This is a genomic window from Lacrimispora algidixylanolytica, assembly GCF_003609635.1.
Lineage (GTDB): Bacteria > Bacillota > Clostridia > Lachnospirales > Lachnospiraceae > Lacrimispora > Lacrimispora algidixylanolytica.
In genome coordinates, this window is record NZ_MCIA01000031.1 from 1 (window position 1) to 12339 (window position 12339).

Genomic DNA, 12339 nt, shown 5'->3' on the forward strand with positions numbered 1-12339 from the left:
GAATCTGGATGTGAAATAGATTTGATTGATCCTTTTCTGATTGATGGTGTATATTTCAAAACTAAGTTAATTAATGAGCTAGAAAGACAAGCTTCTTTATTACCTATAAAATGGTTGGTTTGGGATTCGCACAAAATGGACATTGGCTAATGAAGAGGTATGGCATAAAACTCACCGTTTTGGGGGCTGGCTTTTAATCATTAGCAGTATTATTTTAATTATAGTGATTTTATTTTTAAAAGGGTTCAACTGTATCTATGTTGTTACTATTGGAGAACTTCTTTCAATTCTCATCATAGTCTTTTATTCTTATATAATATTCAATAAAGTAGGTGGAAGAATTGAGTAAATGTATCTATTGTAATAAACAAATAAAACATCCTTATTCAATCACTGCGGGTAAAGACAAAGAATTGGTAGATTGCTGCAGTAACGAATGCGTTAATAGAACGCAAACTTCTTTTCGATTCCTTGACCGATCTAGACCATTTTTTATGGTTGGTAATATTATTTCGTTCATTTTAATTTTAGTATCTGCTGTATTTTTAACTATTTCTAAATTGTGGATTGGAAGCATACTTCTGGGTACCGGCTTCGCATTATTAGGTTTAACTGTTTTAATAATGCCTCTAGCCACCCCACAAACATTTTTAGCGTTTGGCATAAAAAAAACTTTAATAATAACTCGATTAATCGGTTTATGTATCATTATCATTAGCCCTTTCCTTGTACTTTTTTTAATATTATGAATATAGGGCTCATGTACGGCTCTGAGAGAGATTAGGAGGGAAGTTCCCTGGACTAAAAACAAAGCCTTATGATTATTTAAATATCTTCTGGCAGAGATTACAAAACATCTGGTAAAAAATACAATAGTTTCCTCAAACGATACACATACGGAACAGTAATGGTGGATCTGGAAAGTCATCGAAGTATTGATATTGTTAATTCCAAAGAAACAAAGTTTCGTTCCTGTATATATAATGTTTTGCATCAAATTCGGTCTTTTGCTTCATTTTTTAATTAATATTTGAAATAAAAGTTCTATATTGAATGTTGGGGTGTGCTTAAAAAGCACACTTCCAACATTCTTTTTGGGCTCTTTGTAAATATTTGGCTTGTGATTCGAACCCATCACCTCTTGAATGCCATTCAAACTGATTTCTACTTTTTCTTAATACTCAGTCCATCCCGAAAAGCATTTCCTGCCTTATCTCCAATTTTATGGTAATTCTTACTCATCCAATCAAACACAAGCGGACTAAATTTATCCAGACTGACAGCACCTTTCTCATCCAATATTCTCTCATCAACACTGATGTTCACGATTTCAGCAATCATGCGCCATTCTTTTTCATCATAACTTTTCACTTTACACTCTAACGCAAATGGAAGTTCCTCAATCAGTGGTGCATTGACAAAATCCGCCTTAATAGCATGAAATCCAGCTCTTGCAAATTTATCTGGAACCTTATGTGCGGTTTCAATTCCAACATAATCACATGATTCAACAAAAGATGCATCTGCCATGCTTACGGTGAATTCACCATGCAGCATGATATTCTTTAACGTCTTTCGTTCTGAACTAATGCAGATTGTAATTTCCTTTTCATTACTAATACCGCCCCATACAGAATTCATGGCATCCGGAATTCCATTTTCGTCATACGCTGCAATAATAAAAACCGGTTGTGGTACCACATAAGATTTTGGTCCAATATTTTTTCTCATAATTTTTTCTCCTTACTTATCATTCATAGCTTTTCTAAATGCATGATCATATAGTTCCATAATACAAAGAAGTTCTTCCTGATGGCTCTCAGATAATCGTGCCATTGCAGTATCTTCAGCATCCTGCACATGCTTAATCATTGGCTCAGCATATTCTTTTCCTTTTTCAGTAAATAGAATTTTCTTTGATTTGCTATTGCCAAGTATTTCTTCTAATCGAAGATATCCCTGCTCTGCTAGCTTCTTAACTACATTATTTACTGTCTGTTTCGGCAGCATTGTTCTTTCACAAATAATTTTCTGTGTACATACCTCATATTGACTAATAAAATTCAAAACAAACAATGTCGTATAGGAAATCCCTACAGACCTGGCATAGGAATCATAGATCATTTCTAAGCCTTGCCGCATACTGCAAAAACGCTTTGCTTTTTCATTCATCCGGTTTATCACATCGCCTCTCTTGGTCCCATTATGGGACCATTGTACCAAATAGTTCTATCTATGTCAAGAAAAATACCCTTGCCGTAACCGGCAAGGGTATTTTTACTCTACTCTCAAAGGAGTATCCTATCACTATTTCATTTCATCGACTGCAGTCTTACCAGCAATTCGTCCGAAGGTAAATATATCAGTTAATGCATTACCACCAAGACGGTTACCTGCATGGATACCTCCAGCAACTTCTCCAGCAGCATAAAGATTTTTAATTGGCTGGCCGTTTTCGTCTAATACGTGGGTTTTCGTATCAATCTTAAGTCCACCCATGGTATGGTGAACGGCTGGCTTTCTAGGGGTGGCATAAAATGGAGCTTTTACCACTTTTAAGCTAAATGTATCCTTATGGAACTCAGGATCAAATCCCGCATCTACATAGGAATTATATTTATCAATGGTATCTCTAAGGATCTCAGGCTCCATACCTACTTTTACTGCCAGTTCTTCTATGGTATCAGCTCTAAACAGAGTACCAGCTTCTACCTGACGGTCTAACTTTTCCTGACTTGTATTCGCTGCTGTTTCCTTTATCTCATCATCAGCGATCAGGTAGAACAAACCACCCTGATCAATCGCAGCTTTTGTTAAGACATCACGTCCAGAAAATTCATTGATAAATCGTTTGCCTTCTTTGTTGACAATCACGAAGTTTTCAGGTGGTACCTGGACTCCACTGAATAGTTCGCCTGTTTCAGGATCGGATACAGGCATCATCTGGGTAAATCCCATTCCAGTCAGCGCAGCTCCTACCGTTTTACCAAGCACGATCCCATCACCCGTCATCGCGTAGGAATTGGTCGTTCTTATATTATCATCAATTTCACTCCAGTAGGTATTATATTCCTTTAGCATCTTGGTATTGGCACCAAAACCACCACTTGCAAGTACAACTGCTTTTGCGTGGACGGTAATCTTCTGGCCATTGACACCGGTCGCTATCACTCCTTTTATTTCACCGTTCTCTATAATAAATTCCTTTACAGGGCTGTCAGTAATAATCTTTCCTGAGTGCTCCTCTACATAGTTCTTAAGAGAAACGATAAATGCAGTACCATAGCTTTTCACAGGCTTATGGCCACGACGCCAAAGTGCACCAACAGGAGCAAATACGACGTTCTTATCATACTCAACACCGATCTCCTCCAGCCAATTTACGCTCTCTAAGGCTCTGTCAGTCAGGATTTTAACCAGGTCGTACTGTCCGTAAATGGAGTTGCCATTTAAGTCAGTTCGTTTTCCACCAAAATATGTCTGCATTCTGTGAAGAAGTGGAGAGTCAAATAGATGACCTTTTTGTGTGCCAAACTTTTCCTGGTACGCAGCAAATTCTTTTTTAAGCGCACGGAAATCCTCTAAATATTCGGAATGGATCAAGCTCTCATCTGTATTTACAAGTCCCTCTATGGTATGTCTTTCTCCAGGATTTTCATTAAACTTGCTCTGCCACTCTGGATCTGCTGCATTGATAGGACCACCGGAACGAATGGTATTTCCACCCACTGCTGGATATTTTTCAAGAACAATTGCACTGGAACCATTTTGTAACGCGGTAGCAGCCGCACTAAGTCCAGCACCACCTCCACCAACAACTACTACATCGCAAGTATATTCTTCGTCTTCTCTGTTTCGGCTGCTAGCAGGTTTTGGACGTCTCTTTAAGATATCAGGATTAACTCCAGCAAGCTTCACTGCCTTCGCTACACCATCGATAACACCATTGCTGGTCTCAGATGCCCCAGAAAGCGCATCCACATTTAGAGTTTGTCCTTCCAGGATTTTATCTGGTATTCTTACAAAAACAACATCAGCGATTCCTTCTGTCTCACCTTTGGTATCTATATCAATACTTTCGATTCGTTTTTCACTAAAGGATACTTTCATTGGAAGATTTCCGCTGTGACCGATTGCATTAACTTCGTATTCACCGGGGGTAAAGCTAAACTCCTCTTCCTCATTAAGCTGATTTGCAACATTAGCAAAACGCATAAAGCGTAGGAAGCAGATCTCTAAGAAATCTATGGTTCCTTCACTGTTAAGGTTGCCAGCGTCGTCAAATGCTTTGCTTGCATTTCCAAGTAAAAACTCATATCCTGGCATTACATTGGCATCCACACCTGGTGCATCCAGGATTTGACGAAGATGAAGCTGTGCACGCGAAGAACCCTGACTACCAAGAGAAGCACCAACAATCATAACTGGCTTGCCAGCAAGTGGATGAAGATCAAAGCTTAACCATTCAATCAAGCTTTTAAGACCAGATGGGATGGAATGATTATATTCAGGAGTAGCCATAATAACACCATCACATGCGGTAATCTTATCATTGAACATCTGTAATACTTCACCGTAGGACTGATTATCTGATTGATTAAACATAGGAACATCTGTAATTTCAAGTAATTCTATATCTACCTTAGACTCAAAGTGTTTTTTCATAAACTGAAGGAGTTTACGATTATAAGATTTTTTTGCATTGGTTCCAACAATTGCTATAAATTTCATTTTAATAATCCTCCTACTCTTGCCAAGTGTATTTTTTCTCTTTTTTATTCAAAGCTTTTTGTTCCAGAAGTTTGGATGTGATATCTGTAAACAAAACAAACTCTCTGAAAATTTCATCAAGCTCTGAGAGCTTATCCATATAAATGAGATTACCTGCAAGATCAAATGCACTCTGTGATTTTCCTAAAAGGAACTCACTGCTTGGCATGATTCTGGCTGCAAGCTCAGGGGAATCAAGAATCTGTCTAAGATGTGCCTGTGCTCTGGAAGAACCAAGCGTACCATGAGATGCCCCTACAATTAAAACAGGCTTGTCTGTTAGTGCCTGACTCGTGTAACTAATCCATTCAAGAGCACTCTTTAAAACTGCTGGGATCGCATGATCATACTCTGGGGTTGCTATGATCACTCCATCGGCGTCACTTATTTTATCCGATAATTCTGCTACCTTTTCAGGTATATCAGAATCCTCAGGTTCCATAAAAGCAGGTAAATCCTTAATTTCATATACTTCAATTTCTGCCTCATTAGAAAAATGCTTTTGCATGAATTGAAGCAGCGTGCGATTGGTTGACACATCTGAATTAGTGCCTACGATTGCTAAATATTTCATAGTAATCCCCTTCCTGTACATTAAGCTTTCACAGTAACAATCATGTGTTTGATATTATTTTAACATATTGCATGAATATAATCTAATAGTAATTTATTGAAGTTTGATAACAAATTTGTTATAATCAAAAAAAACCTTATAAAAAGTTAATTTTATCTCAAAGGAAGGAATGAAATGTCAAAAATCGGCTCTCAAGATATCCTATATTATATTGATGCGATTCTAAAATACAGCAATTATGGCAAAGCTGCTAAATCACTTTATATTTCTCAACCCTATTTGACTCAGGTTATTAAAAGGGTGGAAAGCCAGTTAAACTGTGAACTGATAACCCGTAACAAACTGCCATATCGATTAACCGAGCAAGGAAAAATATATTATCAGTATTTGACTTCATTAGAAAATAACTATGCAAAGCTTCTTAGGGAGATATCAGATGTATCTGACATCGATAAAACGGTCATAAAGATAGGGGTGCTGCCCAGCCTTGGCACCTACCTTTTACCTCTCTTTTTACCCGATTTTCTGGGTATGAATCCAAACTGCAGAATTGAACTCACCGAGGTTTTACCGGAAAAAAGTGAGCGACTCACGCAAAACAACGAATTGGATTTTTGGATTGGACAAAACTCAAGAAATATTTCACCAAACTTAAACTCAGTTAACTGGGGCAGACACAGATACCGAGCTGTGATACCGCGTTGCTGTGATCTATATCAGAAGGATGTAGCCATAATTCCAGAAGGTTCCATCGACATAAGTAAAATCTTATGTCAAAGGCTGGTACTGACTTCCAAAGGTTCTGCTATCAGAAAACAGATCGATCAACTATTAAACGTTTATAAGGTGGAACCTATAATTATAATGGAAAGCACGGAAATAAATACGATACTGAAACTTGCTACAGGTAATTTGGGACTGACCATTATACCTGAAAGCGTCTATGTAAAAGAATGCCCTTCTGACTACAATATATACCCAATTCCCATCGATGAGCTGAGCTTAGATTATTTTATCGCATATCACAATGAAAGAACTTTAACCAGTATGGATAATGACTTAATCAATGCCTTTCTAACACATGGACAAAACCAATTTGATATAGGAGACTGAAATGGATGAGTACACTAAGATTATATATCTTATGGGAACAAAAATCTCTCTATATATAAAGGGAGAAGGTGCCAAAGAGCTGGCAAAAAGAGCTGAGGATATGCTCATTCATTACAATGAAGTCTTTAGTGCCAATAGTGACAGCTCACAGCTTGCCTTATTAAAAAAAGCGGCTGCATTCACCCCACAAAAGGTGGACGAGGAGTTGTATGAGCTGATAAAAACAGGAAAAAAGCATAGTCTATGCGAAAATTCATATTTAAATATAGCAATCGGCCCATTAATAAAGTTATGGAGAATCGGCTTTACCGAGGCACATGTACCAGATCGTGAAGCCATAGAGAACGTGCTGGAACTTTTAAAGCCTGAAAACATTCAACTAGATGACAAAAAAAAGACCATCTATTTCTTAAAAGAAGGCATGGAGATTGACCTTGGAGCCATAGCGAAGGGTTATTTCGCTGATAAAGTCATGGAGTTATTTAAGGAAAATGGAGCCGTCTCAGCTATGGTAGATATGGGAGGCAATGTTCTTGTATCTGGAGAATCCCCATCTGATGGTGGTGACTGGAAAGTCGGAATACAAAATCCGTTTCTTCCACGAGGAAATGCGGCAGCACTTGTGAAAATAAGGGACCAATCCGTTGTAACATCAGGAATCTATGAAAGAGTACTTGAAAAGGAAGGCAATAAATACCATCATATATTTAACAGCAACACAGGTTATCCAATGGAAAGTAACATCGCTTCTTTAACGATAATTGCTAACACCTCCTTAGACTGTGATATCTATACGACTAAATTGTTTGGGTTCGATGCTGTCTCAATTATCCAAAGAGTGAACAACATTAAGGATATGGGTGCAGTGGTCATGACGATGGATGGTAGGCTCGCCTGTACAAATAATTTGATAGGAAACATAGAGCCATTAACCATGTGATATCCCCCACTTCATTTCCTTTGCATTACTTGGTAATTTTGTTATAATATAACATATTAGCGAAATGAATCTGCCAGGAGCGATGGTAAGACAACAATCCACGAAATCGCTACCAATTTCAAGAACAGAAGGATCTGAATGAAGAAAGAAGAAAGAAATCGTAACATCATATTTTTTATTACTATCATATTAATGACAATTTATCTTGGCTGGCGCCTCCTCTTTACCCTGCCCTTTGAAGAAGGAGCGCTTAATGTCATATTTGGAGCTTTGCTTCTACTGGCTGAGATCATGACCGTATTTACTACCTTTGAACTTTTCTTTCAGAAGATGAGGATGGACCACTATCGGCTGGAATGCCCCGATATTCCCGATGATTGCTATCCCGATGTGGATGTTTTCATTGCTACTCACAATGAGTCGGTGGATCTTCTTTATAAAACGGTAAATGCATGTACGTTTATGAGCTACCCAGATAAAAGCAAGGTACATATCTATCTTTGTGATGACGGAAACCGGAAAGAAATCAAAAAGCTTGCCGATGACTTTCAAATCGGATATCTTGGATTTTCCGGTAATAAGCATGCTAAGTCCGGAAACTATAACTATGCGTTAGAACATACTTCTTCCCCACTGGTTGCCACCTTTGATGCGGATATGATTCCCCAGCATACCTTTCTTTTAAAAACGATTCCCTATTTCTTTCTCAAAGACTTTACAAAGGAAAATGGGGCATGGAGACCGCGCAGAGTAGAGGACAAAGATTACCGTTTAAAACTCGGTCTGATCCAGACACCCCAAAGCTTTTATAATCCTGACTTATTTCAGTTTAATCTGTATGCAGAGGGTAACATTCCAAACGAGCAGGATTTCTTCTCCAAAGAGATTAATACCATGAGAAACTCCTCCAATGCCATTGCCTATACCGGCAGCAATACCGTGATTTTACGTAAGGCCATGGAAGAGATCGGCGGCTTTCCAGTACAAACCATTACTGAGGATTTCGAGACCAGCATAAGGCTTCAAAAGTCCGGCTACATTACCTATGCCACCGATGAAATACAGGCAGCCGGGCTTACCACCACTACCATAAAGAGTATGCTAATGCAGAGAATCCGCTGGGCGAGAGGCATTATACAGAGCCTACAAAACACCCATGCCATCTTTACTCCAAAGCTTCCTCTTTTATCAAAAATCACTTACTTAAACAGTTATCTCTATTGGTGGTCCTTTTTTAACCGGCTGGTATTTATTCTCTCTCCCATCCTGTTTGCATTGTTTGATTTTCAGATCGTGAATACTGGCTTTGTAGAGATTATAATCTTTTGGCTTCCAGCGTACTTTTTTTACAGCATTTCCATGCGGTATTTATCAAGTAATATCAGAAACCAGAGATGGAGTCAGATCATTGACACCATATTTATGCCTTATCTGATTGTACCTGTAGTTCTCGAATCCCTCCACATACGTCAGAAAAAGTTCAAAGTAACCAATAAGAAGAAGGAAACGGATTACAAAGGTCTTCATTTTTCCCTCTTTGTTATTCCTCATGTAGTGCTTCTCCTCCTTTCCGCTGCTGCCATGGTGCGATTTTTAAACGGTAAATACGGATGGGCACTGTTTTACAGCAGTATTATCATTTTCTGGATCATCCACAACATGGTGTCACTGTTATATGCCATGTTCTTTATGTTAGGACGGCCTGCTTACCGCAGCAACGAACGAATCCGGGCAAATGAACAGATTAATGTTCAGTACCATAAGACAAGTCACGAAGCCAGGACCGTAGATGTATCGGAAAATGGAGTTGCTTTTAAGGCCAAGACTCCCATGTATCTTCCGGAAGATGAGACCATCAAGCTTGTGATTTCAACACCGCTTTACAATGCATGTCTTATTGGAAAAATTGCTTATGTAAAGGAACACAGGGACGGTTGGCAGTATTCTGCTACTGTCACGCCAGTAGATGAAGCCAATAAGCGCCAGTATATGCAAATTATTTATGACAGGTCGCACACACTTCCCATTCAGATGGATATGTGGATCACCGCCTACGATGACATACTAAGAAACATTCAAAAAAGAATCTCACAGCCCTTCTATGACAGAAGAAAGCAACCTCGAATCATGCTTGATAAGCTGGTGGTTTTTTCTGATGGATCCAGTTGCCGTCTATTAAGCTTTAATTACCTTTATTTCTCTGCGGTTGACTTTCAAACTGAGAAAAGTATGGAAGAGACCTATACGTTTACTACTCCAGCAGGCACTTCCCTCTTGCTGAAACGAACGGGGAAATACATAAATAATTCCGAAGAAGAACTTTTAGAAGTGGTGAATATAAAAGACCTGGTAACAGGGGCACTCATTGATAAGATTTTGGCAGAGATTACAGACGGAAAGAAATATGGATTGATTCCTCATGAACTTCCTCCCGTTCAGACTCCTACTTCGGATATAGCTTTTTATGGAGGGGATGCTACCTTAGGTCAGGTAGATGAAATAGATGAGATTATTAACCGACTCCAGGGGGAGCAGGTTATATACGAGCTTACGGATAATGATACGGATGAAATTGACGAGTTGGTTCGACGGATTCAAGGAGACTTAATTGCTTTTGATCCAGAATTACTAATTGAGCTGAGCAAGTATGCTGTTTAGTTCGGTTGTGATGATATAAATTAGGGGGGAATGTTATGAATAAAAAAGATGGATTGAAACTGCCTCAGATTCCAATTACCGCACCATTTCTTTTAGAAGCGTTTATATTTCAATGCTTTCGTTTTGCAGAATGGAGAAATGATGTAAGCCTAGACATACAATTTAGGATTCTTTGTGGTTCTTTGGCTATTGCTTTCATGTTTCTTTACTATTATATTACCCTTTTTATAGGGGTTCTAAAATCTGGTGACAAGAATGATAAAATCAAGCAACTTCTATATATCAGTCTTTTTGCTGTTTTAGGATTAGGAACTTTTCTAATTAATTATTTTATTGCTTAAATGGGAAATGGCATATTGAGGTCCGCCCAGAAACTGACTTGTGTCTTTCTTAAGTCAGTTTTGGGGCGGACCTTGTTTTATCTACAAATGCGATTAATCTCAACAGGCGTAATTTCACCTTCTAATTTTTCCTGAATTTGATTATCCTTAATCCAAAGGGCACAAGGCCCTTCGTCAACACCAAGCCTTTTTGCAATACCATCTGATTTATAAATATCAATACAAGATACCCGGACTTCACTGTGGCTTTGCTCAAAGTCTTTAAACAATGGCAGAAGCTCTCTGGAATATGTATCAACTCCGTTATAAATATAAACCAAAGACGGGTTCCCTTCATTCATGACCTGCTTCTTGAAAACTTCAGATTCAGAAAGATACCTCTCTGCTCCATAACCTGCAACAGCCCCATCTCCCACTGCGGTTGCAACCTGCTTTAAGAATTTATCCCTCACATCTCCTATGGCATAGACTCCTGGTAGGTTGGTTTCCATCCGTTCATTGGTGATTAAATATCCACCTCGGTTCATAGTAAGAACTCCCTGAAATAATTCCGTGTTTGGCAGATATCCGATGAATAGAAAGCAACTGTCTACCTGCACCGGAAGGGCTTCCCCTGTCTTTACATTCTTTAATATCACGGTATTCAGCCTTTCGTCTCCTTCAAAGCTATCTACAACAGTATTCCATAGAAACTCCATCTTGGGATTTGAAAGGGCCTGAGCCTTTGCAATCTCATTGCAATCCATTTTACCATTGTCATGCATGACTGAGACAATCACTTTATCTGCAAACTTGGTTAAAAACATTCCTTCTTCAATGGCTGCATCCCCACTGCCAATTACCATCACTGTTTTACCGGAGTTAGCGGCTGCGTCACAGGTTGCACAAAAGGAGATTCCCTTATCATAGAGATAACGCTCCTCGTTTCTTGCACCTGTAAGACGAGGTTTTCCACCACTTCCGATGATGACAGCCTTTGCCTCATAAACATTCCGGAAGGTTTCCACCTTTTTGATATCACCTTCTAAGGATACCGCCTTTACATCCGTTAATTTAAAATCCACACCAAACTTTTTTGCCTGCTTATGAAACAAATCCATAAGACCAAGTCCAGTGGCTCCATCAGGGAAACCTGGATAATTTTCAATTTCATTGGTGTATGTGGCAAGACCGCCCACCAGAGTTTTTTCTATAATCAAAGTTTTTAGCTTTGCTCTCCCACAGTAGATGCCGGCAGTCAAGCTGGCTGCTCCGCCTCCTATGATGACAACATCATATTGCTCTGTCTTCTTTTCCATTGTAATCTTTCCTTTCAAAATCACTCTGTTTTGCCCGTATATACATAAATTTTGGAGCAATCAAAACGATTGCTCCAGTCTTTACATAAAGTATTTTGCAAGCAGTTTACTTCCAATAAACGCACCCACCAAAAGAAAGGCTCCAAACACCCAACCAGATAAGGAAAAAGAAGCAATTGCCGTAAATAAGGCTCCAATGTTACAGCCATTTGCAAGTCTAGCGCCGTATCCCATGAAAAGACCACCTAGAATCGCTGCTACTACCTGCCGCAAGGTCTTAATCTTTTTAATCTTAAACTGAGAGGCAAATAACGTGGCAGCCAAAGCTCCTATAATGATTCCAAGATTTCTGATGGAACCTCCATCAACAAGAAAGCTGGTATATAACTCCTTTTGCATTTTCTCGGGCGCATAGTAGGCCCAGCCGCTGGCATCACCTCCAAGGGCATTGTAGATCCAGGTTCCCCAGACTGCAAAGGTACTAGTTACTCCCCAGCCTTTTTCAAATACGTTGAAATGAGCGATCTGGAACACTGCAAGTAAAACAGCTCCTGTCACATAGGTCAAAGGTTCCTTTAGCAGTTTCTTGTAAATCGGATGGTCGCCCAGTTTAATAAAGAACTCTTTCAAATTGATTCACCTACT

At 39.0% G+C, this 12339-nt stretch carries 11 protein-coding genes and 1 pseudogene; 5 read left to right on the forward strand and 7 right to left on the reverse strand.

What is annotated here, in order from left to right; all coding sequences use genetic code 11:
• Positions 1-121 precede the first annotated feature (121 nt).
• Positions 122-349, forward strand: a pseudogene (locus BET01_RS22565) (SdpI family protein); the annotation flags it as partial.
• A 33-nt stretch (positions 350-382) separates the two neighbouring features.
• On the opposite strand, the gene BET01_RS15095 reads toward BET01_RS22565, so the two are convergent.
• The 5 genes from BET01_RS15095 to BET01_RS15115 all read right to left on the reverse strand — a co-directional run bounded on the left by BET01_RS15095 (position 383) and on the right by BET01_RS15115 (position 5344).
• Positions 383-715, reverse strand: a complete 333-nt coding sequence (locus tag BET01_RS15095) for a hypothetical protein (protein ID WP_120197645.1) — start codon at positions 713-715, stop codon at positions 383-385.
• Between the two features lie 449 nt (positions 716-1164).
• Positions 1165-1731 (reverse strand): flavin reductase family protein, encoded by a 567-nt coding sequence (locus tag BET01_RS15100; protein ID WP_120197646.1) that lies wholly within the window; start codon positions 1729-1731, stop codon positions 1165-1167.
• A 12-nt stretch (positions 1732-1743) separates the two neighbouring features.
• On the reverse strand, positions 1744-2172 hold the full coding sequence (locus tag BET01_RS15105) for a MarR family winged helix-turn-helix transcriptional regulator (protein WP_147422822.1): 429 nt from the start codon (positions 2170-2172) through the stop codon (positions 1744-1746).
• Between the two features lie 135 nt (positions 2173-2307).
• Complete coding sequence (locus tag BET01_RS15110) at positions 2308-4731, reverse strand: flavocytochrome c (RefSeq protein ID WP_120197648.1); 2424 nt, start codon at positions 4729-4731, stop codon at positions 2308-2310.
• Positions 4732-4744: 13 nt separating this feature from the next.
• The gene (locus BET01_RS15115) at positions 4745-5344 is read right to left on the reverse strand and encodes an NADPH-dependent FMN reductase (RefSeq protein ID WP_120197649.1); all 600 of its coding nucleotides are present in this window, start codon (positions 5342-5344) and stop codon (positions 4745-4747) included.
• A gap of 174 nt (positions 5345-5518) precedes the next feature.
• On the opposite strand from BET01_RS15115, the gene BET01_RS15120 reads away from it, so the two are divergent.
• The 4 genes from BET01_RS15120 to BET01_RS15135 all read left to right on the forward strand — a co-directional run bounded on the left by BET01_RS15120 (position 5519) and on the right by BET01_RS15135 (position 10396).
• Positions 5519-6457 carry a LysR family transcriptional regulator gene (locus tag BET01_RS15120; protein ID WP_120197650.1) on the forward strand — a complete coding sequence of 313 codons (939 nt, stop codon included), beginning with the start codon at positions 5519-5521 and terminating at the stop codon, positions 6455-6457.
• A 1-nt stretch (position 6458) separates the two neighbouring features.
• On the forward strand, positions 6459-7397 hold the full coding sequence (locus BET01_RS15125) for an FAD:protein FMN transferase (protein ID WP_120197651.1): 939 nt from the start codon (positions 6459-6461) through the stop codon (positions 7395-7397).
• Positions 7398-7535: 138 nt separating this feature from the next.
• Positions 7536-10055 carry a glycosyltransferase family 2 protein gene (locus BET01_RS15130; protein ID WP_120197652.1) on the forward strand — a complete coding sequence of 840 codons (2520 nt, stop codon included), beginning with the start codon at positions 7536-7538 and terminating at the stop codon, positions 10053-10055.
• A 35-nt stretch (positions 10056-10090) separates the two neighbouring features.
• The gene (locus BET01_RS15135) at positions 10091-10396 is read left to right on the forward strand and encodes a hypothetical protein (protein WP_120197653.1); all 306 of its coding nucleotides are present in this window, start codon (positions 10091-10093) and stop codon (positions 10394-10396) included.
• A gap of 77 nt (positions 10397-10473) precedes the next feature.
• On the opposite strand, the gene BET01_RS15140 is transcribed toward BET01_RS15135, so the two are convergent.
• A complete protein-coding gene (locus tag BET01_RS15140; RefSeq protein ID WP_120197654.1) occupies positions 10474-11694 on the reverse strand; it encodes an FAD-dependent oxidoreductase in 1221 nt (406 codons plus the stop codon).
• A gap of 81 nt (positions 11695-11775) precedes the next feature.
• Positions 11776-12324 carry a YeeE/YedE thiosulfate transporter family protein gene (locus BET01_RS15145; protein WP_207667634.1) on the reverse strand — a complete coding sequence of 183 codons (549 nt, stop codon included), beginning with the start codon at positions 12322-12324 and terminating at the stop codon, positions 11776-11778.
• Positions 12325-12339: the final 15 nt, after the last annotated feature.

What these genes read in the sequence shown, in the direction of transcription:
- BET01_RS15125 (WP_120197651.1), top strand. Translation starts at nt 6,459, where the DNA reads ATGGATGAGTACACTAAGATTATATATCTTATGGGAACAAAAATCTCT.
- BET01_RS15130 (WP_120197652.1), top strand. Translation starts at nt 7,536, where the DNA reads ATGAAGAAAGAAGAAAGAAATCGTAACATCATATTTTTTATTACTATC.
- BET01_RS15100 (WP_120197646.1), bottom strand. Translation starts at nt 1,731, where the DNA reads ATGAGAAAAAATATTGGACCAAAATCTTATGTGGTACCACAACCGGTT.
- BET01_RS15095 (WP_120197645.1), bottom strand. Translation starts at nt 715, where the DNA reads ATGATAATGATACATAAACCGATTAATCGAGTTATTATTAAAGTTTTT.
- BET01_RS15115 (WP_120197649.1), bottom strand. Translation starts at nt 5,344, where the DNA reads ATGAAATATTTAGCAATCGTAGGCACTAATTCAGATGTGTCAACCAAT.
- BET01_RS15110 (WP_120197648.1), bottom strand. Translation starts at nt 4,731, where the DNA reads ATGAAATTTATAGCAATTGTTGGAACCAATGCAAAAAAATCTTATAAT.
- BET01_RS15135 (WP_120197653.1), top strand. Translation starts at nt 10,091, where the DNA reads ATGAATAAAAAAGATGGATTGAAACTGCCTCAGATTCCAATTACCGCA.
- BET01_RS15105 (WP_147422822.1), bottom strand. Translation starts at nt 2,172, where the DNA reads ATGAATGAAAAAGCAAAGCGTTTTTGCAGTATGCGGCAAGGCTTAGAA.
- BET01_RS15120 (WP_120197650.1), top strand. Translation starts at nt 5,519, where the DNA reads ATGTCAAAAATCGGCTCTCAAGATATCCTATATTATATTGATGCGATT.
- BET01_RS15140 (WP_120197654.1), bottom strand. Translation starts at nt 11,694, where the DNA reads ATGGAAAAGAAGACAGAGCAATATGATGTTGTCATCATAGGAGGCGGA.